Below are 21,228 nucleotides of genomic sequence, written 5' to 3' on the forward strand. Positions count from 1 at the left end.
CTCAATACCTCGTCAACTGATCCTGTGCAAAATTTTGTCATCCTGACAGGTAAGTGCAGAAAAAGCGTTCTGCGGCGCTTGCCACTGATTTACAAACGAAAGAAACCTGGCCCGGAGGAAACCCAGGGCCTGGTGGTTTTGCATTTTGATACGTATTTTACCCCAGAGTTCCCTATGGGTCATCGTTTACTTTCCACCATGATGCACCGTAGTATGGCAACATCACCTGCCAGTAAACGCGAGATTATGCGATTTTCACGAATTGTTACCGGCTTAGCTTGCGCATTTATGCTGAATGCCAACGCGGCCACGGTCGAAGACTATATGCAGTATCTGCCCGATGGCGCGAATCTGGCGCTGATTGTGCAAAAAGTCGGCGCGGATACGCCTTCTATTGATTATCACAGCAAGCAGATGGCGCTGCCCGCCAGTACGATGAAAGTCATTACCGCGCTGGCCGCCCTGCTCCAGCTTGGGCCGGAATACCGTTTTCATACGCAGCTGGAAAGTAAAGGCTCCATCAGCAACGGGACGCTAAAAGGCGACCTTGTGGCGCGATTCGGCGGCGATCCGACGTTAACGCGTCAGGATCTGCGCAATATGGTTGCCGTCTTAAAAAAGCAGGGCGTCGACCATATTCAGGGTAACCTGGTGATCGACACCTCGGTGTTCGCCAGCCATGATAAAGCGCCGGGCTGGCCGTGGAACGATATGACGCAGTGCTTCAGCGCGCCGCCCGCGGCCGCTATCGTGGATCGTAACTGTTTCTCCGTTTCGCTCTACAGCGCGCAGACGCCGGGCGAAAAAGCCTTTATTCGCGTGGCTTCGTTCTATCCGGTCAATATGTTCAGCCAGGTACGCACGCTGGCGCGCGGTTCGTCGGAAGCGCAATATTGTGAGCTGGACGTGGTGCCTGGCGAGCTGAACCGCTTTACGCTGACCGGCTGCATGAGCCAGCGCGCTGAACCTCTGCCGCTGGCCTTTGCTATTCAGGATGGTGCCAGCTACGCCGGTGCGATCCTGAAAGGAGAACTGCAACAGGCCGGTATCGACTATTCCGGGCATCTGGTGCGGCAGACGCTGGCGACGCCGCCGGCCACCGTACTGGCTGAGACGCAGTCCGCGCCGCTGCACGATCTGCTGAAGATTATGCTGAAGAAGTCGGACAACATGATTGCCGATACGGTGTTCCGCACCATTGGTCATGAGCGTTTTGGCGTTCCCGGCACGTGGCGAGCCGGTTCTGATGCTATCCGTCAGATCCTGCGGCAAAAAGCCAATATCGATATGGGCAACAGCATTCAGGTGGATGGTTCCGGCCTGTCGCGTCACGACCTGATTTCGCCCGATACCATGATGCAGGTGCTGCAATACATTGCGCAAAACGATCAGCAGCTGAACTATATTTCCATGCTGCCGCTGGCAGGCTACGACGGTACGCTGCGCTATCGCGGTGGCCTGCATGAAGCCGGCGTAGATGGTAAAGTTTCGGCGAAAACGGGATCGTTACAGGGCGTGTATAACCTGGCGGGCTTTATTACCACCGCCAGCGGCAAGCGGGTCGCCTTTGTGCAATATCTTTCGGGCTATGCGGTGCCGCCGCAGAATTTCAAGCAGCGTCGCATTCCGCTGGTTCGCTTTGAAAGCCGCCTTTATAAAGATATTTATCAGAATTATTAAGATTAAGGGCGGGATTATCTCCCGCCCTTTTTATCAAAAATGCGTATTCAGACTCATATAATAAGTCCTGCCTGACTCGTTAAAGGTATTGGCGCCTGCGCCATACATATAGGCGCCGGTCGTCGAATTACCCGTGGTTTGCGCATTGCCCTCGCGGAAATGACGCTTATCGAACAGGTTATCGATACCGACGGTCACGCTGGCGTACTTATTCACATCATAGGTGCCGCTAAGTCCCAAAATGGAATACGGGCTGACCGTGGATTTTTCTGTTCCGCTTACCGCTTCTCCCTTGTAGTTATACTTCTTCGGCGTCTGCCGACCGTACCAGGTAAAGGTGGTTTGCAGCGACAGATCCTGCGTCGCCTGCCAGGAGAGCGTCGAATTCAGCGTATATTCCGGGATAACAGACAGGCGATCGCCCGTGGTTTTGTTTTTGCTTTGCAGCATATAGGTCAGGTTATTGTTCCAGCTGATGGCTTCCGTCACCGGCAGGTTCACCGTTCCTTCCAGCCCTTCCACCACGGCTTTTGGCACGTTTTCCCATTTGTAAATGTCGGTGCTGCCGGTAGAGCCTGTCGGCACGTAACCCGATTCGATCTTGTCGCGGTAGTCGTTGCGGAACCAGGTCAAACCGGCCTGATAGCCCTCATGCTTATACTCCACGCCCACTTCTTTATTGATGCTGGTTTCGGCTTTAAGGTCGTCGTTACCCATCAGGTAGCAGGCGCCGGCGCTGTCGGCACAGCCCTGACCACGGCTGTAAAGCACGTAGTTCGGGTTGGTTTGGTAGAGGCTCGGCGCTTTATAGGCTCTGGCGATCCCCAGCTTCAGCGTAAAGTCGTCCGCCAGGATCTGCGAAAGATTCAGCGACGGGCTCCAGTTATTGCCGACGATGCTGTGATGATCGAAGCGCAGCCCCGGCACCAGCGTGGTGCTGTCGGTCAGTTCCATATTGTCTTCCGCAAACAGCGAGAAGATTTCTGCCGAGGAGTAAGGGCTGCGGTTGCTGCTGCTGATGCCGTCGATAGCGCCGCCAGAGAGCGCCTGAGTATTAGAGGCGCCATCCTTCATATGCTGCTGGTTCCATTCGGCGCCAAACGTCGCGGTCTGGTTAACCAGAAACTCAAAGGGCACGCTGACTTCGCTGTGCAGCAGCACGTCGTTGAGCTCGATAGTGGAGAACCCGCTGTCTGAGAAGATCCCTTCCGTACCGCCTGCCAGTCCTTCGTTCATCCGCGAGTTGCGCGTATTCTCATACTGAGCATAGCTGCGCGTGCTGACGCCATTATCCCAGACGCCGGTCCAGGTGACCGCATAGTCCTGACGATAAAGGCGGTTGGTTTCGTCGCCGTATTTGCTCTGCACCAGCGCGCTGGTATTGGTGTTTTGGGTATCGCCTGCATAGAGATTACCCTGACGGCTGTAGCCCGCGCTAAACTCCAGGTTCTGATTGGTCGCAAACTCCCAGCGCAGCTTGCCGTGTATATCTTTATTCACCACGCCTTCGCGTCCCGCCGGAACGGTATCGGCATAGGTGCCGGTGCGCAGCGACTGATGACCTTCGTTAATAAACTGCGCGTCCGCCTGCGTCTTGCTCAGGTTGCCCCACAGCGAGAAGCTGACATCATCGCCCATCGGGCCGCTCAAAGAGAAGTTAGAGCGTTTGGTGGAGCCTTCGGATTTATGCTCCGGCATATTCAGGTAGGTGTTCCAGCTGCCGTGCCACTCGTTGCCGGTCTGTTTGGTGATGATATTCACCACGCCGCCCGCCGCGCCGTTGCCATAGCGTGCCGCCGCCGGGCCGCGGATCACTTCGATATGGTCAACCATTTCCGGCGGCACCCAGTTGGTATCGCCACGCGTGTCGCGTTCGCCGCGCCAGCCCAGACGTACCGAGTTGCGGCTGGCGACCGGCATTCCGTCGATCAGGATCAGCGTATTTTCTGGCCCCATACCGCGAATGTCGATCTGACGATTATTGCCGCGCTGGCCGCTGGTGGAGTTGCCGGTAAGGTTAACGCCCGGCATGGTACGGATGATTTCAGAAAGATCGCGTGAAGGCGGACGTTTTTTGATTTCGTCGGCGGTGATGGTGGATACGCCCGGCGCCTGCAAGTTCTGCTGCTCCGCCGTGACCATCAGGGTGCCGCCTTCCGCATCGACATGTTCGCCGGAGGCCGCCGCCGCGGGCGCCCCTGCTTCAGCGTTAGTTTGTGTGCTATCGTCCGCCGTTGCGCCTGCCATTGCGCCCAGGCCAAGCAAAATTGCCAGTGAGAGTCTTGATAATGTGTTCAACGTTCTCATTCCCTGTAGATCCGCCTCCGCCAGTCTCTACAGAGGCAAGTAGATAAATAAACAGGCGTTGCTGTCCGCCCACGCCTGGTTTGCGGTACGCACGGGCGTCTCTGACCAGGCGGCCATACATTATTTCAAATGCAAACAATTATCAATTCGATTGTTTGTCGTATTCTTATTAGCGTGATGATTTTGTGAGCAGGCAGGAAAACGCAGCGGAGAGCGGATGCCTTCGCGGACGCGAAGGCATGAAAAACTATTTGCCGGAAAACAGCTGTTCCAGGCGGGTCAGGACATTGTTGGCGCTGTAGTAGTCCAGCCGGAAGCTGTCTTCGCCCAGCGCATAAACCTGCTTGTTTTTTACCGCCGGGGAGTTGGCGACCAGCGGCTCGGCCAGCAGCGCCGCCTGCTCTTTATCACCTGCGGCAAACATCAGCACGGACCGCCCCGTCAGGCCGGTGACCAGATTTTCTCCGCTTATGGGAATAATATCCCGACGCTTAAGGCGCTGGCTGGCCTGACGTACCACGGCCGTCGGCTCAGCCAGGGTAAAGCCCAGCGATCCCAGTAGTTTTCCCTGGGCAGATTCCGGCGTCCAGAGATTGACCAGATGGATATGAGGATTATAAACCAGCGCGGAAACGGGCTGCGGCGGCAGTTGCAGCTTCGCTTTGACCTCTTTCTCCCGCTGCGCGTAGCGTTGAATCGATGCCTCCGCCTCGGTTTCTTTACCTGTGGCCTGCGCCAGCACGCGCTCTACTTCCTGCCAGCTTTTATCGTCGTAGTTAACGACCAGCGTCGGCGCCAGCGCGGCCAGACGATCGTAAAACGGCAGCGCGGAGTCGTTTCCCGTCGCGCTGACGATAATCAGATCCGGATTTTCTGCGGCAATCGCTTCAAGGTTAGGTTCGCCGCTGTAAAGGCGCTTAACGCCCTTCGCCGCCGCCACGTTCCCCCACTGACGGAAAAATCCCTGGCCGTCGGCGATACGATGGCCTGGCATGGTGGCACCGCTGGCGATAACCGGCGCGTCTATCGCCAGCAGCGAGCCGGTCAGCGTCACGCTGGTAGAGACAATCCGTTCAGGCTGCTTCTTTAGCACCATTTCGCCCTTAACGCTGGTGATATGCCGTGGCCAGCCTTCTTCGGCACGCGCTGCACCGCTCGACAGCAGCGAGAGAGCAAAAATTATCAGGGGAAACATTTGGATGGGAGTGCGCATGGATCAACTCATTCAGACGGGGCAAAGCGCGGGGCTTCGCGAAGGATCGGATAGAGCAGATGATAATGATTATCTTTATTAGCGGGAAGAAATAATTACTGCTGCGAAGGTCAACGCTCATGAAGCTGGGTTCCTGCTCAGTGAGGCTGCCATCGGTACTCCGTGCGGTTCCCATAACAGAAAGGGCGCCGATTGGCGCCCTTCAGGGATTAACGCTGGTAGATGATTTCGACGCCTTCGTCGTCTTCGTCATCCCAGTCGTCATCCCAGTCATCGTCTTCTTCCACCGCCGTTTCAGCTTCTTCCAGCTGCTGGCGATGATAGTCGTCCCACATGAACTCCACTTTTTCCGGCTGCTTCTCTTCCACTTCCGCCTCTTTTGGATTGGCGTTCAGGAAGGACATCACGTCCCAGCAAAGCGGCGTTACGCCAACGCGGTTGGCGGCAGAAATCAGATAGTATTTATCCGTCCAGCCCAGCGCATCGGCAATGGATTTCGCACGGGATTCCGCTTCTTCCTGATCCAGCAGGTCGACCTTGTTGAAAACCAGCCAGCGAGGCTTATTAAAAAGCTTCTCGCTGTATTTTTCCAGCTCGCCCAGAATGATGCGGGCGTTTTCTACCGGATCGGTTTCATCAATTGGCGCCAGGTCGATGGTGTGCAGCAGCACGCGGCAGCGCTCAAGGTGCTTAAGGAAACGAATACCCAGACCTGCGCCGTCAGAAGCGCCTTCAATCAGGCCCGGAATGTCGGCGATCACAAAGCTTTGCTCGCTGTCCATACGCACCACGCCCAGGCTAGGTACCAGGGTGGTAAACGGATAGTCGGCTACTTTAGGCTTCGCGGCGGAAACGGCGCGGATAAAGGTGGATTTACCCGCGTTCGGCAGGCCCAGCATTCCGACGTCGGCCAGCAGCATCAGCTCCAGCTGCAGATCGCGCTTCTCGCCCGGCGTTCCCATCGTTTTCTGACGAGGCGTACGGTTAACGGAAGATTTAAAGCGGGTGTTGCCCAGGCCGTGCCAGCCGCCTTTTGCGACCATTTGCAGCTGACCGTGCTTCATCATATCGCCCAGCGTTTCGCCAGTGCCCTGATCGATGATACGGGTGCCGACCGGCACTTTAATAATAATGTCTTTACCGCGTTTACCGGTGCAGTCACGGCTCTGGCCGTTCTGCCCGCGCTCGGCACGGAAAGATTTTTCAAAGCGATAATCGATAAGGGTGTTCAGGTTCTCGTCGGCCTGCATATAGACGTCGCCGCCATCACCACCATCGCCGCCGTCCGGGCCGCCTCTGGGAATATATTTCTCACGACGGAAACTGACGCAGCCATTGCCGCCATCACCCGCAGCAACGAGGATCGTCGCTTCATCAACAAACTTCATGTTACTTCTCCGTAAATCATTTGCCCGCTGCTGGCAGGATGATCCGTCGTGGCTCGCAGGCCTTATGACGGCTGTCCGGGGGCGCAGCCCTCGCGTCATTTCCAGACAGGGGATCCGCCTTAAGACATCATGCAGCTGAATACAAAGTGTACAGCAAAGGGTTTTACTGGCAACCTGATTGGCGCGCCAGATGCAGAATGTAAAAAGCCCCGCAATCATAGCGGGGCTTTTTGATTCGCTGCTGAAAGCGGTATCAGGTACCGCCTTCAGGCACGAAAACCTTACTCAGCAACGATGCTGATGTATTTACGGTTGTTCGGGCCTTTCACTTCAAACAGGACCTTGCCGTTTGCCGTAGCAAACAGGGTGTGGTCACGGCCGCAGCCTACGTTGGTGCCCGCGTGGAATTTGGTGCCACGCTGACGAACGATGATGCTACCTGCCAGAACGCTTTCGCCACCGAAACGCTTAACGCCCAGGCGTTTTGCGTTGGAATCGCGGCCATTTCGAGTGGAACCGCCAGCCTTTTTATGTGCCATTTGTCAGATCTCCTCTTAGGCGCTGATGCCAGTGATCTTCACATCAGTGAACCACTGACGGTGACCCTGCTGCTTACGGTAGTGTTTACGACGACGAAACTTAACAATCTTAATTTTGTCGCCACGACCGTGAGCAATAATTTCTGCTTTGATCACGCCGCCTGAAACTAAAGGTGCGCCGATCGTTACTTCTTCGCCGTTGGCAATCATCAGAACCTGGTCGAATTCAATCGTTTCGCCGGTTGCGATGTCCAGCTTTTCCAGGCGAACGGTCTGACCTTCGCTCACTCGGTGTTGTTTACCACCACTTTGGAAAACCGCGTACATATAAACTCCGCTCTCGCGCTTGCCGTCTTGAGTTCAGGCTGCGCTATAAATATTCACAATAGGGCGCGAATTCTACGCAACTTCGCACGCGATGACAAGTGCCAGGTAGCGGGTATTGCAGAAAAAAAACGCAAAGCACAGCCAAATGTTTCACAGTCGCCATTTTCAAGTACAATCTGTTATACATTACATGCCGCAGGCACGGGTAAAGACGCTTATCATAGCCGCAAAGTGGGCAATAGCTGAAAAGACTGATGAACTTAGAACAGATAAACGAACTCACCGCGCAGGACATGGCGGACGTCAATGCAACCATACTCGAGCAGTTGAATTCTGAGGTTTCCCTCATCAATCAGCTGGGTTACTACATCATCAGCGGTGGAGGCAAACGCATCCGCCCAACGATCGCCGTTTTGGCCGCGCGCGCGCTGAATTACTCCGGTAAACAACATGTTACCGTAGCAGCCCTGATAGAATTCATTCACACTGCCACCCTTCTGCACGATGACGTGGTGGACGAATCGGATATGCGCCGCGGCAAAGCCACCGCCAACGCTGCTTTCGGCAATGCGGCCAGCGTGCTGGTCGGCGATTTTATCTACACGCGTGCTTTTCAGATGATGACCAGCATTGGTTCGCTGCGCGTGCTGGAGCTGATGTCGGAAGCGGTTAACGTGATAGCGGAAGGCGAAGTGCTGCAGCTGATGAACTGTAACGATCCCGATATTACCGAAGAGAGCTATATGCGGGTGATCTACAGTAAAACTGCTCGCCTGTTTGAAGCCGCCGCCCAATCTTCCGCTATCCTGGCCGAGGCCACGCCGGAGCAGGAAAAGGCGTTGCAGGATTATGGCCGCTATATCGGCACCGCTTTCCAGCTTATCGACGATCTTCTTGATTACAGCGCCGACGGTAAAACGCTGGGTAAAAACGTTGGTGACGACCTTAGCGAAGGCAAACCAACCTTACCGCTGCTGCACGCCATGCGTAACGGCACGCCGGAGCAGGCAGCGATGATCCGCAGCGCGATTGAGCAAGGTAACGGTCGCCATCTGCTGGAACCCGTACTGGAAACCATGCAACAGTGCGGCTCGCTGGCCTGGACACGGGAATCGGCAGAACGCGAAGCAGACAAGGCCATCGCCTGTCTGAATGCCCTACCGGAATCGCCGTGGCGCAGCGCGCTGGAAGCGCTGGCGCATATGTCGGTGCAGCGCGAATTTTAATCCCTGAGCGCGGTCAGCCGCGCTTTTTCCCTTCTGTACAACGCCTCCTGGATCCCTTTTTGTAATGTAATGCATCACGCTGTTACGTAACTTTTGCGCATTACGCCTCAAAAACAAAACGCTGCTTAAATTTTATTGGAAATATCTTAGCGATTATTGTTATAAATCTGACTGCGATATTTAAAGGCTAACGCCTTAAATATTCACATCATGTTCGCAATCCCTGCCGTAGAGACGGCAATGTTGCGTCCTGATGTTTCCAGAAATAGCGATGCGTCCATGGAGGAAAAAGCAGATGCTAGAGAAGAAAGCGGACTGGCATAACGCGGATATTATTGCAGGTCTGAAAAAGAAAGGCACCACGCTGGCCGAGGTATCACGAGAGGCCGGATTAAGCTCGTCCACGCTTGCTAACGCGCTATTCAGGCCGTGGCCTAAAGGCGAATGGATTATCGCCAATGCCCTGAACATCCATCCGGCCGAGATCTGGCCCAGCCGCTATTACGATCCTGTCACCCATGCCCTGCTCGACCGTAAAAAGCTTATTCGCTCATAAAGAAAAGGCGGTAGATTTCTACCGCCCCGTTGCCAGTCAGCTTCAAACGGCGTTATTCGTCGCCGCTTACGCGCTCGATATTAGCGCCTAACGCTTTCAGCTTGTCTTCGATATGCTCATAACCGCGATCGATATGGTAAATACGATCCACAATCGTGGTGCCTTCCGCGATGCAGCCAGCCAGCACCAGGCTTGCGGAAGCGCGCAGATCGGTGGCCATGACCTGAGCGCCGGACAGTTTCTCCACGCCGTGGCAGATCGCCGTATTGCTTTCAATTTCCGCATGCGCGCCCATACGGATCAGCTCCGGTATGTGCATAAAGCGGTTTTCGAAGATGGTTTCGGTGATCACGCCCGTGCCTTCCGCCACCAGATTCAGCAGGCTGAACTGCGCCTGCATATCGGTTGGGAAGCCAGGATGCGGCGCGGTGCGGAAGTTGACCGCTTTTGGCCGCTTGCCGTGCATATCCAGACTGATCCAGTCCTCGCCGGTTTCGATATCTGCTCCCGCTTCACGCAGCTTGGCCAGCACCGCGTCCAGCGTAGCCGGCTGCGTGTCGCGGCAGACAACTTTACCGCCGGAAATCGCGGCGGCGATCAGGAAGGTGCCGGTTTCAATACGATCCGGCAATACGCGATAAACGCCGCCGCCCAGGCGCTCAACGCCTTCGATAGTAATGCGATCGCTGCCGGCACCGGTGATTTTCGCACCCAGCGTATTCAGGAAGTTCGCCGTATCGACGATTTCCGGCTCGCGGGCGGCGTTTTCAATCACGGTGGTGCCGGTAGCCAGCGTGGCGGCGCTCATGATGGTGACGGTTGCGCCTACGCTGACCTTATCCATCACGATGTGCGCGCCTTTCAGGCGGCCGTCGACGGACGCTTTAACATAGCCTTCTTCCAGCTTGATCTCGGCACCCAGCTGCTCAAGGCCGGTAATGTGCAGATCGACAGGACGCGCGCCGATAGCGCAGCCGCCAGGCAGAGAAACCTGCCCCTGACCGAAACGCGCCACCAGCGGGCCAAGCGCCCAAATCGAAGCGCGCATGGTCTTTACCAAATCGTAAGGCGCGCAAAAAATATTGACGTTGCTGGCATCCAGGTGCACCGAGCCGTTACGCTCCGCTTTTACGCCCAGCTGGCTCAACAGCTTCATGGTAGTATCGATGTCCTTAAGCTTCGGGACATTCTGAATTTCTACGGGATCGGACGCCAGCAGAGCAGCGAAAAGAATCGGCAGCGCAGCGTTTTTAGCACCGGAAATGGTCACTTCCCCGCTTAAACGGGTCGGGCCCTGCACACGAAATTTATCCATTAAACCTGCTCTCAATTAATCAGCAATAGAGTACGGCCGCTTCACCGCCCGAAGCGATGAAAACGGCGACTTAAAAACCGTTCAGCTTACGGTCACGTGCCCATTCTTCCGGCGTATAGGTTTTGATGGACAGCGCGTGAATACGGTTGTCGGCAAGATAGGCCGCCAGCGGCGCGTAAATCGCCTGCTGCTTTTTCACGCGGCTCAGTTCACCAAACATCTCGCCTACGGCGATCACCTGAAAGTGGCTGCCGTCGCCGGTTACAATGGCTTCCTGCAGCGGCAGCGCGGCCATCAGCACGGATTGGATTTCACTAGTTTCCATGGGATTTTCTAAATTCGGTTGAGGATAAACAGGCCTACATAGTAGTGGAAAGCGGAGCTATCTTAAACAGGCAAAAAAGCCTCCGCGTGTGCAGAGGCTTTTTCATCAGGAACGGGCGCGGGCCGTCAGCGTTCGGCGGTAATAAACTGCTGCAGATTATACAGCGCGATCAGCGAACGCAGTTTGTCGGTAATACCGGTAAATCCCGGCGCTTTCCCCTGCCCCAGCGCGATCTGACGCAGGTGCACCAGCAGCGCCAGCCCGGCTGAATCGACTCTGTCCAGCGCGGAGACATCAATGGTATCAATCTGTTTCATGACCGTTTCGCGCTGCTGCCACAGTGCGGCCAGCGTTTCCCGCTCCAGCTCGCCCGCCAGATGCAGGCGGTTGCCCTCGATGCGCCAGTTAAGCTGATCCATTACTGCTGCTTGTCCAGCGTAATCGGCTGGCTGGCCGCGTTTTTCAGTACGTCAGTCAGGCCGTCGACGCCTTTCTGACGCAGAATGCCCGCCCACTCGTTTTGCTTGGTGGAGATCATGCTGACGCCTTCCGCGATCATATCGTAGGCCTGCCAGTCGCCGGTGCGGCTGTTCTTACGCCACTGGAAGTCCAGGCGAACCGGCGGGCGGCCGTTAGGATCGATGATGGAGACGCGGATGGCAATAATATTGGCATCGCCATAGGGCTGCTCAGGTGCGATCTGGTAAGTCTGACCGTGGTAGAGCGCCAGCGCCTGGCCGTAAGCCTGCGCCAGGTAGTCGCTAAAGGCTTTGAAATAGGCTTCGCGCTGGGCAGGCGTCGCTTCTTTGTAGTAACGTCCCAGCACTAACGCGCCGGCATATTTAATCTGCACATAGGGCAGCAGCTCTTCACGCACGATTTGGCGCAGGTAGTTGGGATCCTGCTTGATTTTAGGCTGCTCGTTTTTAAGACGGGTAAAGGTTTTCTCCGCCGCCTCGTTCATCAGCTTGTAAGGGTTGGTCTGGTCGGCGGCAGCGTTAGCCGCGACCGGGGCGATGATTAACATGGCCACCATCAGGAAACGTTTAAACATTACTGCTCCTCTTAAGGGTTAGTCGCTGCGGCCGGGGCAGGCTCGCCGCCGTTCTCCGGCGCCGCGTTTTTACTCTCGTTACCGTTGCCGCTCTTATACAGGAACTGGCCTATCAGATCTTCCAGCACCATTGCCGACTTGGTGTCCTGAATGGTGCTGCCATCCTTAAGCATAGCCGTTCCCATCTCCGGATCGTCAAAACCGACGTTGAGCGCCAGATACTGTTCGCCCAGCAGGCCAGAGGTTCTGACCGCCAGCGAGCTGGTATCCGGCAGCTGATTATATTTGTCTTCGATATCCATCGAGACGCGCGGCAGATAGGTTTTCTCATCCAGGCCGATATCCGTCACGCGGCCAACTACCACGCCGCCAATTTTCACCGGCGAACCGCTTTTCAGCCCGCCGATATTGTCAAAGGTAGCGTACAGCCGCCAGGTGGGTTCGCTGCCCAGGGATTTCAGATCCGCCACGCGCAGGCAGAGAAACAGCGCCGCGCAAAGCGCCAGCAGTAAAAAGACCCCTACCCAAATTTCGCTTTTTTTCGTTTGCATCGAATCAGTTCCCAAACATCAGTGCTGTCAGCACAAAATCCAAACCGAGCACAGCCAGAGAAGCATGTACTACAGTACGCGTCGTCGCCCGGCTAATGCCTTCAGAAGTCGGCACGGCATCGTAGCCGTTAAACAGGGCAATCCAGGTGACGGTAAAGGCGAAAACGGCGCTTTTGATCACGCAGTTGACGATATCGGTACGGATATCCACGGCGTTTTGCATCGCCGACCAGAAAAAGCCGCCGTCGATGCCTTTCCAGCTGACGCCCACGATAGCGCCGCCCAGAATACCTACCGCGACGAAAATCAGCGTCAGCAGCGGCATACTGATAAAACCGGCCCAGAAGCGAGGAGAGATAATCCTGCGCAGCGGATCGACCGCCATCATCTCCATGCTGGAGAGCTGCTCGGTCGCCTTCATCAGACCGATTTCCGCCGTAAGCGCCGAGCCTGCCCTGCCGGCAAACAGCAGCGCCGTGACGACCGGCCCCAGTTCGCGCAGCAGCGACAGCGCCACCAGCATCCCCAGGCTGCTGTCGGCCCCGTAGGTATTCAGCACCAGGTAGCCCTGCAAACCCAGCACCATGCCGATAAACAGGCCGGAAACCACGATAATCAGCAGCGACAGCACGCCAATGCTGTACAGCTGCTTGATCACCAGCGGCGCATGTTTGCGGAAGCGGGGAATGCCTATCAGCGCGTGAAAAAGCATCAGCCCGGCGCGGCCAAACGAGGCGCAAATATTGATCCCCTGACGTCCGACGGACGCCAGTGCACGTAGTAACATCAGATTAACTCCCTGAGCCGGTTAGATCCTGCAGATAGTCGCCTGCGGGAAAACGAAAAGGAACCGGGCCGTCGGCGATGCCGTCGATAAACTGGCGAACCCGGGCATCTTCATTTTCATGCAGCGCGCTGGCCGTTCCCTGAGCGATAACTTTCTGTCCGGCGATAATGTAGGCGTAGTCGGCAATGCTCAGCACTTCCGGCACGTCGTGTGAAACCACAATGCAGGTCATGCCCAGCGAGTGGTTCAGCTCGTCAATCAGCTTGACCAGCACGCCCATGGTGATCGGGTCCTGCCCGACGAAAGGTTCGTCGAACATAATCAGATCCGGCTCCAGCGCGATAGCTCTGGCCAGCGCCGCGCGCCGCGCCATGCCGCCGGACAGCTCGGAAGGCTTTAGCTGAGCCGCGCCGCGCAGGCCGACGGCTTCCAGCTTCATCATCACCGTGCTGTGCAGCAGCGCGGGCGGCAGCTGCGTATGTTCGCGCAGCGGCCAGGCGACGTTGTCAAACACCGTCAGATCGGTAAACAACGCGCCGGACTGAAATAACATGCTCATTTTTTTACGCGCTTCGTAGAGACGCGAGCGCGAAAGCGCGGGGATATTTTCCCCGTTAAACCAGATTTCGCCGGCATCGGGACGCAGCTGACCGCCGATCAGACGCAGCAGCGTGGTTTTACCAATGCCTGAAGGGCCCATAATGGCTGTGACTTTCCCTTTCGGCACCGTAAGCGAGATGTTATCGAAAACCGGGCGATCGCCGCGAGCGAAGCTGACGCCCCGAACGTCCACCAAATTCGTCTCCGTCTGGCTCATTGTGACCTCTTATCCTCTTTTCCAGGCATTTCATCCTCTACCGATGGTAACGTATAACCAGCGGAACTGGACACTTTTACAGAAACTTATCCGTCTGACGTAGCGAAAGTTGGCATAAGTTTTACTTTTTGCTTTCAGACCGTCAAAATCAGCGCGTTCGCGGCCATTTTACCGGCCCGTTTTGCTCGTCGTGCAAGGCAAGCCGACGATTATACCCGATCAAAGGACATTTCATGCTTGTAGCTACCGCACTATTGATTATCGGCCTGGTCCTGCTGGTATATGGTGCAGATCGTCTGGTGTTCAGCGCGGCTATCCTGTGCCGCGCAATTGGCGTTCCTCCGCTGATTATCGGCATGACCGTGGTCAGCATAGGCACCTCGCTGCCTGAACTGATCGTCTCTTTCTCCGCTTCCCTGCACGGCCAGATGGATTTAGCGGTTGGCACGGCGGTCGGCTCCAATATCACCAATATTCTGCTGATCCTCGGCGGCGCGGCGCTGCTGCATCCCTTAAGGCTGTATTCCAGGCTGCTGGCGCGCGAGCTGCCGTTGATGCTGCTGATTACATTAATCAGCGGCCTGCTGCTGTTTGATAATATGCTAAGCCGCAATGACGGCCTGATCCTGATTGCCTTTGCGGCAGGCTACCTGTTGTTTATTATCAACATTGCCCGCAAAGCGGAGCGTGGCGATACGGATTCGCTGACGCGCGAACAGCTTGCCGAACTGCCGCGTGACGATACAGGCAACACGGTGGCGTTTCTCTGGCTGGGCGTGGCGCTGATTATTTTACCGATGTCGACCCGTATGGTTATCGACAACGCAACGGTTATCGCCAATTTTTTTGGCGTCAGCCAACTGGTGATCGGCCTGACGGTGATCGCTGTCGGCACCAGCCTGCCGGAGCTGGCTACGGTGATTGCCGGCGCGCTGAAAGGCGAAGATGATATCGCCATCGGCAATCTGATCGGCTCTAACATCTACAATATTGCCATTGTACTTGGCATTCCGGCGCTGCTGCATCCGGGCGCGGTGGATATGCATGCTTTTGCCCGCGACTACTGGATCATGCTGGGCGTCAGCGCGCTGTTTACGCTTATCTGCCTGCGCCGTAGCCGCTGTATCGGCAGAGTGGCGGGCGCGCTGCTGCTGACAGGCTTTGTTGCCTGGGTCGCGTTACTCTACTGGCTTCCTTCGGCCACCTTTTGGTAAAAGGATTAGAACCTATGTCACCTGTTACTCTACGGCCCGACTTTGATTTTCAGCAGGCGGGGAAAGATGTTCTGACGATTGAACGTCAGGGACTGGAACAGCTCGATCGGTACATTAACGAAGACTTTACCGAAGCCTGTAAGCAAATTTACAACTGCCACGGCAAAGTGGTGGTGATGGGCATGGGGAAATCGGGCCACATCGGCAAAAAGATGGCGGCCACCTTCGCCAGCACCGGCACCCCGGCGTTTTTCGTGCATCCGGCAGAGGCCAGCCACGGCGATCTTGGCATGGTCAGCTCGGGCGATATTGTTATCGCCATTTCCAACTCCGGCGAATCCTCCGAGATCCTGGCGCTGATCCCGGTGCTGAAGCGGCTGCGCGTCTCGCTTATCTGTATGACCGGCCGTCCCGACAGCGCGATGGGCCGCGCGGCAGATATCCATCTCTGTGTTAAAGTACCGCAGGAAGCCTGTCCGCTGGGGCTGGCGCCGACCACCAGCACCACGGCAACGCTGGTGATGGGCGACGCGCTGGCGGTAGCGCTGCTGAAGGCGCGCGGCTTTACGGCTGAGGATTTCGCCCTCTCCCATCCGGGTGGCGCACTGGGCCGCAAGCTGCTGCTGACCGTTGACGATATTATGCATAGCGGCGATGAAATTCCTCGCGTCGGCCGTGACGCCTCGCTGCGTGACGCCCTGCTGGAAATCACCCGTAAGAATTTAGGTATGACGGTAATCTGTGACGATTTGATGAAGATCGAAGGGATTTTCACCGATGGCGATCTGCGACGCGTCTTTGATATGGGCATTGATATTCAACATGCCAGTATCGCCAGCGTTATGACCTCGGGCGGCGTACGGGTGCGGCCCCATACGCTGGCGGTCGATGCCCTGAATCTGATGCAGAGCCGTAATATTACCGTTTTAATGGTAGCCGACGGCGATCGGCTGCTTGGCGTAGTGCATATGCACGACATGCTGCGTGCCGGCGTGGTTTAACAAGGAATAAAAAATGGCTGGCGCAAGCTGGATAAGTACCTGTTATGGCGACGTGAGCGAGACCGTGATGGCGCGCGCGCGTGAAATTAAGCTGTTGATTTGTGACGTAGATGGCGTGATGTCCGACGGTGTGATTTACCAGGGCAATAACGGCGAGGAGCTAAAAGCCTTCAACGTGCGGGACGGCTACGGCATTCGCTGCCTGCTGACCTCGGACGTGGAAGTCGCTATTATCACCGGTCGCAAGGCAAAGCTGCTGGAAGATCGCTGCGCCACGCTGGGCATTACGCATCTTTACCAGGGCCAGTCGGATAAGCTTTTGGCCTTCCGCGAACTTCTGGATAAACTGTCGCTGATGCCGGAGCAGGTCGCCTACATTGGCGATGACCTGATTGACTGGCCGGTAATGGCGGAAGTCGGCCTGAGCGTGACCGTAGCCGATGCGCATCCCGTGCTGCTTCCTCGTGCCGACTACGTTACCCGCCTCGCGGGCGGACGCGGCGCCGTACGTGAAATTTGCGATCTGATCCTAATCGCGCAGGATAAGTTTGATAAGGCCAAAGGGCAGTCTGTATGAGTAAAACAAGGCGTTGGATTACGCTCCTGCTGGCGCTGGTAGCGATCGTGCTGATTGGCTGGAACCTGGCCGATACGGATAAGCCTGCGCCCGCGGCCAGCAACGCGCTGGAGCCGACCTATACGAGCCAGTCGTCCAATACGGTGGTGTATAACCCGGAAGGTGGACTGAGCTACAAGCTGGTGTCCGAGAAAGTAACCTACTTTTCCGCCGACGCGGTAAGCTGGTTCGATAATCCGGTCATGACCACCTATGACGAAAACAAAGTGCCCACCTGGTCGGTACGGGCAGACAAGGCCAAACTAACCAATGACCGTATGCTCTATCTTTACGGCCACGTCGAGGTCAACAGTCTGGCCCAGGACGCCCAGCTACAACGAATTAAAACCGATAACGCCGTAGTGAACCTTGTCACGCAGGACGTTACCTCAGAAGATCGGGTAACCTTATACGGCAACAGCTTCAGCTCTAGCGGCATGAAGATGCGTGGCAATTTACGGAAGAAAACCGCCGAGTTGATTGAAAAGGTCAAAACCTCCTATGAAATTCAGAATGCGAACCAACCTTAAGTTTTTGACGCTCGGCCTGCTGCTGACTGCCAGCCTGCCCGCTCTTGCCCTGACGGGCGATTCGGATAAGCCGGTCAACGTGGACTCCGAAAATCAGGCGCTGGATATGCAGGGCAACGTGGCGACCTTTACCGGCAACGTCATCGTGACCCAGGGCTCGATCAAAATCACCGCGGATAAGGTTGTGGTCACGCGTCCGAACGGCGACAGCAACAAAACCATCGTGGATGCCTGGGGCAATCCGGCAACGTTTTATCAGATGCAGGACAACGGCAAGCCCGTTAAAGGCCATGCGCAGAAAATGCACTACGAGCTGGCGAAGGATTTCGTCGAGCTGACGGGCAGCGCTTATCTGGAGCAGCTGGACAGCAACGTCAAAGGCGATCGCATCACCTATCTGGTGAAAGAGCAGAAAATGCAGGCCTACGGCAATACCGGCAAGCGCGTCACTACCGTGCTGGTGCCTTCGCAGCTGCAGGATAAAAACGCCTCCTCCCCCAAGAAGAGTAACTAAGCCATGGCGACTTTAATTGCGCAAAATTTGGCGAAGGCCTACAAAGGCCGACGCGTGGTGGAAGATGTCAGCTTGGAGGTAAAATCCGGTGAGATCGTCGGCCTGCTGGGCCCGAACGGCGCCGGTAAGACCACCACGTTTTATATGGTGGTGGGCATTGTGCCGCGCGACGCGGGCCGCATCGTTATCGACGATGAAGATATCAGTATTCTGCCGCTGCACGCGCGCGCGCGTCGGGGCATCGGCTATCTGCCGCAGGAAGCCTCTATTTTCCGCCGCCTGAGCGTGTACGACAACCTGATGGCGGTGCTGCAAATCCGTGAAGATTTAACGGCGGAACAGCGAACCGATCGCGCCAACGAGCTGATGGAAGAGTTCCATATCGCGCACCTGCGCGACAGCATGGGTCAGGCGCTTTCCGGCGGTGAACGCCGTCGCGTAGAGATCGCCCGCGCGCTGGCGGCGAACCCTAAATTCATCCTGCTGGATGAGCCTTTCGCAGGCGTCGATCCGATTTCGGTTATCGATATCAAAAAGATTATCGAACACCTGCGCGACAGCGGCCTGGGTGTGCTGATCACCGATCACAACGTCCGTGAAACGCTGGCCGTCTGCGAACGAGCCTATATCGTCAGTCAGGGACACCTGATCGCTCACGGCTCGCCTGAGCAAATCCTCCAGGATGAACAAGTTAAGCGCGTCTATTTGGGCGAAGAGTTCAGACTCTGATAAGGTGTTCAGACCGGTCAAGATTTTTAAGGAATAAGTATCCTGAATATGAAGCAAGGTTTGCAGCTCAGGCTTAGCCAACAGCTTGCCATGACGCCACAACTGCAGCAGGCGATACGTCTGCTGCAACTCTCTACGCTTGAACTCCAGCAGGAAATTCAGCTGGCGCTGGAAAGCAACCCGCTGCTTGAACAAACCGATCTTCACGAAGAAGTCGACAGCCGCGAATATCAGGAAAAAGAGGCGCTGGATACCCGCGAGGCGCTGGAACAAAAAGATATGCCGGAAGAGCTGCCGCTCGACGCCACCTGGGACGAAATCTACACCGCCGGCACGCCCTCGGGCACCGGCACCGACTATCACGACGACGAGCTGCCCGTTTATCAGGGCGAAACCACCCAGTCGTTGCAGGACTACCTGATGTGGCAGGTAGAGCTGACGCCTTTTACCGATACCGATCGCGCCATCGCCACCGCCATTGTCGACGCCGTGGATCCAACCGGCTATCTGACCGTTTCTCTTCAGGAGATCCAGGAGAGTATCGGCAACGAAGAGCTTTCTGCGGAAGAAGTCGAAGCGGTACTGAAGCGCGTTCAGCGGTTCGATCCGATCGGCGTCTGCGCACGCGATCTGCGCGACTGCCTGCTGGTGCAGCTGTCGCAGTTCGTGGATGACACGCCCTGGCTGAAAGAGGCCAGGCTTATTGTCAGCGACCATCTGGATCTGCTGGCTAACCACGACTTCCGCAGCCTGATGCGCGTCACGCGGCTGAAAGAGGACGTGCTGAAAAACGCCATGCAGCTGATCCAGTCGCTTGACCCGCGTCCCGGCCAGTCGATTAATACCAGCGAACCGGAATATGTCATCCCGGACGTGCTGGTGCGTAAAATCGGCGCCCGCTGGGTGGTGGAACTGAATGCCGACAGCGTGCCGCGCCTGAAGATTAACCAGCACTATGCTTCGCTGGGCGGTAGCTCTCGCAGCGACAGCGACAGCCAGTTTATTCGCAGCAATTTGCAGGAAGCCCGCTGGCTGATAAAAAGTCTGGAGAGCCGCAACGATACGCTGCTGAAGGTCACGCGCTGCATCGTCGACCAGCAGCAGGCTTTCTTCGAGCAGGGTGAAGAATTTATGCGTCCTATGGTGCTGGCGGATATCGCCTCCGCCGTAGAGATGCACGAATCGACGATTTCACGCGTTACTACGCAAAAATACCTGCACAGCCCACGCGGTATTTTTGAACTGAAATATTTCTTCTCCAGTCACGTGAACACCGAAAGCGGCGGCGAAGCCTCTTCCACGGCCATTCGCGCGCTGGTGAAGAAATTGATCTCGGCGGAGAATCCCGCCAAGCCTCTTAGCGATAGCAAGCTGACCACCCTGCTCTCCGACCAGGGGATCATCGTGGCCCGCCGCACCGTCGCGAAGTACCGAGAGTCTTTATCCATCCCGCCCTCAAATCAGCGCAAGCAGCTGGTCTGAACGAACAGATAAGGAAGAGCTTATGCAACTCAATATTACCGGGCAGAATGTTGAAATTACCGAGCCTTTACGTGAATTCGTGGTGGCTAAATTCGCCAAGCTGGAGCAATACACTGACCGTATCGGGCAGGTTTATATTGTGTTGAAGGTGGAAAAGGTGACGCAGGTCGCCGATGCGACGCTGCACGTCAGCGGTGGTGAGTTGCACGCCACCTCGGAAGAAAAAGATATGTATGCGGCGATTGACGGCCTGATTGACAAGCTGACACGCCAGCTGAATAAACATAAAGACAAGCTGAAGCAGCATTAATTACCCTTGCAGCATTGATTATTTTTTCGCCACCCTTATCTGATAAGAATGTGGTGTAAACTAACCGGCTCGTCTTCTGATTGCAGAAGGCGGGCCGTTAATCAACGGGCATAATGCATTCGACTGATGGCCTGCCGAACGATCGGGCAGCGCCGTTTTGCCAGGCGGAAGTGAATACCTAAGTGAACCTATGATGAACAATGACCTGACACTGGAACTGAGCTCGGTCCTGAGCCTTTCCTGTACCCGCAACGGCGTGCACTGCCAGAGCAAAAAGCGGGCGCTGGAAATTATCAGCGAGCTGGCGGCCAAACAGCTTAATCTGCCGCATCAGACGATCTTTGAAGCGATCCTGACGCGTGAACGTATGGGCAGTACCGGTATAGGTAACGGCATCGCGATCCCACACGGCAAGCTGGTGGAAGATACGCTGCGCGCGGTAGGCGTGTTTATCCGTCTCGATCAGCCGGTAGCCTTCGACGCTATCGATAATCAACCGGTCGATCTGCTTTTCGCCCTGCTGGTGCCTGCCGATCAGTGTAAAACGCATCTGCACACGCTCTCGCTGGTCGCAAAACGTCTGGCCGATAAAACGGTCTGCCGCCGACTGCGCGCTGCGCAAAGCGATGAAGAGCTGTTTGCTATCATGGCAGAGGAACCACAAGCCGCCTCTTAAGCCTTTAGTGGGCCGGTCTGTCGGCCCGAGCGTATGCACAGGGAAGTTCCCCGTCCCTTTGGAAAGGCTTC

At 56.1% G+C, this 21,228-nt stretch carries 24 protein-coding genes; 12 read left to right on the forward strand and 12 right to left on the reverse strand.

What is annotated here, in order from left to right:
• Positions 1-246: 246 nt before the first annotated feature.
• The gene (gene dacB, locus ACA373_RS19425) at positions 247-1,680 is read left to right on the forward strand and encodes a serine-type D-Ala-D-Ala carboxypeptidase (RefSeq protein WP_301250762.1); all 1,434 of its coding nucleotides are present in this window, start codon (positions 247-249) and stop codon (positions 1,678-1,680) included.
• Between the two features lie 33 nt (positions 1,681-1,713).
• On the opposite strand, the gene ACA373_RS19430 is transcribed toward dacB, so the two are convergent.
• The 5 genes from ACA373_RS19430 to rplU form a co-directional block, all read right to left on the reverse strand.
• Positions 1,714-3,978: a TonB-dependent siderophore receptor gene (locus tag ACA373_RS19430; RefSeq protein ID WP_370734977.1), complete on the reverse strand. Its 2,265-nt coding sequence runs from the start codon at positions 3,976-3,978 to the stop codon at positions 1,714-1,716.
• A gap of 256 nt (positions 3,979-4,234) precedes the next feature.
• Positions 4,235-5,200 (reverse strand): Fe2+-enterobactin ABC transporter substrate-binding protein, encoded by a 966-nt coding sequence (gene fepB, locus ACA373_RS19435; RefSeq protein ID WP_253457903.1) that lies wholly within the window; start codon positions 5,198-5,200, stop codon positions 4,235-4,237.
• 209 nt (positions 5,201-5,409) lie between these two features.
• Positions 5,410-6,588: an Obg family GTPase CgtA gene (gene cgtA / locus ACA373_RS19440; RefSeq protein WP_301729952.1), complete on the reverse strand. Its 1,179-nt coding sequence runs from the start codon at positions 6,586-6,588 to the stop codon at positions 5,410-5,412.
• A 281-nt stretch (positions 6,589-6,869) separates the two neighbouring features.
• Positions 6,870-7,127 carry a 50S ribosomal protein L27 gene (rpmA, locus tag ACA373_RS19445; RefSeq protein WP_012666719.1) on the reverse strand — a complete coding sequence of 86 codons (258 nt, stop codon included), beginning with the start codon at positions 7,125-7,127 and terminating at the stop codon, positions 6,870-6,872.
• A gap of 15 nt (positions 7,128-7,142) precedes the next feature.
• Entirely contained in the window at positions 7,143-7,454 is a 312-nt protein-coding gene (rplU, locus tag ACA373_RS19450; protein WP_125287102.1) for a 50S ribosomal protein L21, read from the reverse strand.
• Between the two features lie 254 nt (positions 7,455-7,708).
• Here rplU and ispB point away from each other — a divergent pair, with 254 nt between their 5' ends.
• Together ispB and ACA373_RS19460 are read left to right on the forward strand one after the other, a co-directional pair.
• Positions 7,709-8,680 (forward strand): octaprenyl diphosphate synthase, encoded by a 972-nt coding sequence (gene ispB / locus ACA373_RS19455; RefSeq protein WP_253457897.1) that lies wholly within the window; start codon positions 7,709-7,711, stop codon positions 8,678-8,680.
• Between the two features lie 295 nt (positions 8,681-8,975).
• Complete coding sequence (locus ACA373_RS19460; protein WP_253457894.1) at positions 8,976-9,236, forward strand: helix-turn-helix domain-containing protein; 261 nt, start codon at positions 8,976-8,978, stop codon at positions 9,234-9,236.
• Between the two features lie 52 nt (positions 9,237-9,288).
• Here ACA373_RS19460 and murA read toward each other — a convergent pair whose 3' ends face one another.
• The 7 genes from murA to mlaF form a co-directional block, all read right to left on the reverse strand.
• Positions 9,289-10,551: a UDP-N-acetylglucosamine 1-carboxyvinyltransferase gene (murA, locus tag ACA373_RS19465; protein ID WP_253457891.1), complete on the reverse strand. Its 1,263-nt coding sequence runs from the start codon at positions 10,549-10,551 to the stop codon at positions 9,289-9,291.
• Positions 10,552-10,621: 70 nt separating this feature from the next.
• Positions 10,622-10,876: a BolA family iron metabolism protein IbaG gene (gene ibaG, locus ACA373_RS19470; RefSeq protein WP_125287098.1), complete on the reverse strand. Its 255-nt coding sequence runs from the start codon at positions 10,874-10,876 to the stop codon at positions 10,622-10,624.
• Between the two features lie 125 nt (positions 10,877-11,001).
• Positions 11,002-11,295: a lipid asymmetry maintenance protein MlaB gene (gene mlaB / locus ACA373_RS19475; protein WP_253457888.1), complete on the reverse strand. Its 294-nt coding sequence runs from the start codon at positions 11,293-11,295 to the stop codon at positions 11,002-11,004.
• Complete coding sequence (mlaC, locus tag ACA373_RS19480; RefSeq protein WP_253457885.1) at positions 11,295-11,930, reverse strand: phospholipid-binding protein MlaC; 636 nt, start codon at positions 11,928-11,930, stop codon at positions 11,295-11,297. Before mlaC ends, mlaB begins: the two co-directional genes overlap by 1 nt.
• 11 nt (positions 11,931-11,941) lie before the next feature.
• A complete protein-coding gene (mlaD, locus tag ACA373_RS19485) occupies positions 11,942-12,481 on the reverse strand; it encodes an outer membrane lipid asymmetry maintenance protein MlaD (RefSeq protein ID WP_301250721.1) in 540 nt (179 codons plus the stop codon).
• Positions 12,482-12,485: 4 nt separating this feature from the next.
• Positions 12,486-13,268 carry a lipid asymmetry maintenance ABC transporter permease subunit MlaE gene (gene mlaE, locus ACA373_RS19490; RefSeq protein WP_253457882.1) on the reverse strand — a complete coding sequence of 261 codons (783 nt, stop codon included), beginning with the start codon at positions 13,266-13,268 and terminating at the stop codon, positions 12,486-12,488.
• Positions 13,269-13,272: 4 nt separating this feature from the next.
• Positions 13,273-14,085, reverse strand: a complete 813-nt coding sequence (gene mlaF, locus ACA373_RS19495; protein WP_125287093.1) for a phospholipid ABC transporter ATP-binding protein MlaF — start codon at positions 14,083-14,085, stop codon at positions 13,273-13,275.
• A 233-nt stretch (positions 14,086-14,318) separates the two neighbouring features.
• Here mlaF and ACA373_RS19500 point away from each other — a divergent pair, with 233 nt between their 5' ends.
• The 9 genes from ACA373_RS19500 to ptsN all read left to right on the forward strand — a co-directional run bounded on the left by ACA373_RS19500 (position 14,319) and on the right by ptsN (position 21,157).
• Complete coding sequence (locus ACA373_RS19500) at positions 14,319-15,299, forward strand: calcium/sodium antiporter (RefSeq protein WP_301250723.1); 981 nt, start codon at positions 14,319-14,321, stop codon at positions 15,297-15,299.
• 14 nt (positions 15,300-15,313) lie between these two features.
• Positions 15,314-16,300: an arabinose-5-phosphate isomerase KdsD gene (kdsD, locus tag ACA373_RS19505; RefSeq protein ID WP_253457877.1), complete on the forward strand. Its 987-nt coding sequence runs from the start codon at positions 15,314-15,316 to the stop codon at positions 16,298-16,300.
• Positions 16,301-16,313: 13 nt separating this feature from the next.
• Positions 16,314-16,877, forward strand: coding sequence for a 3-deoxy-manno-octulosonate-8-phosphatase KdsC (gene kdsC, locus ACA373_RS19510; protein WP_253457874.1), 564 nt, complete (start codon positions 16,314-16,316; stop codon positions 16,875-16,877).
• Complete coding sequence (gene lptC, locus ACA373_RS19515) at positions 16,874-17,446, forward strand: LPS export ABC transporter periplasmic protein LptC (protein WP_253457871.1); 573 nt, start codon at positions 16,874-16,876, stop codon at positions 17,444-17,446. The genes kdsC and lptC overlap by 4 nt, the downstream gene beginning before the upstream one ends.
• Entirely contained in the window at positions 17,418-17,960 is a 543-nt protein-coding gene (gene lptA / locus ACA373_RS19520; RefSeq protein WP_125287088.1) for a lipopolysaccharide ABC transporter substrate-binding protein LptA, read from the forward strand. Before lptC ends, lptA begins: the two co-directional genes overlap by 29 nt.
• Positions 17,961-17,963: 3 nt before the next feature.
• On the forward strand, positions 17,964-18,689 hold the full coding sequence (lptB, locus tag ACA373_RS19525) for an LPS export ABC transporter ATP-binding protein (protein WP_253457868.1): 726 nt from the start codon (positions 17,964-17,966) through the stop codon (positions 18,687-18,689).
• A gap of 48 nt (positions 18,690-18,737) precedes the next feature.
• A complete protein-coding gene (gene rpoN / locus ACA373_RS19530) occupies positions 18,738-20,171 on the forward strand; it encodes an RNA polymerase factor sigma-54 (protein ID WP_253457865.1) in 1,434 nt (477 codons plus the stop codon).
• 22 nt (positions 20,172-20,193) lie between these two features.
• Entirely contained in the window at positions 20,194-20,481 is a 288-nt protein-coding gene (hpf, locus tag ACA373_RS19535; RefSeq protein WP_125287085.1) for a ribosome hibernation promoting factor, read from the forward strand.
• 193 nt (positions 20,482-20,674) lie between these two features.
• A complete protein-coding gene (gene ptsN, locus ACA373_RS19540; RefSeq protein WP_199746329.1) occupies positions 20,675-21,157 on the forward strand; it encodes a PTS IIA-like nitrogen regulatory protein PtsN in 483 nt (160 codons plus the stop codon).
• Positions 21,158-21,228: the final 71 nt, after the last annotated feature.

It is taken from the genome of Erwinia sp. STN24 (assembly GCF_041320675.1).
Lineage (GTDB): Bacteria > Pseudomonadota > Gammaproteobacteria > Enterobacterales > Enterobacteriaceae > Erwinia > Erwinia aeris.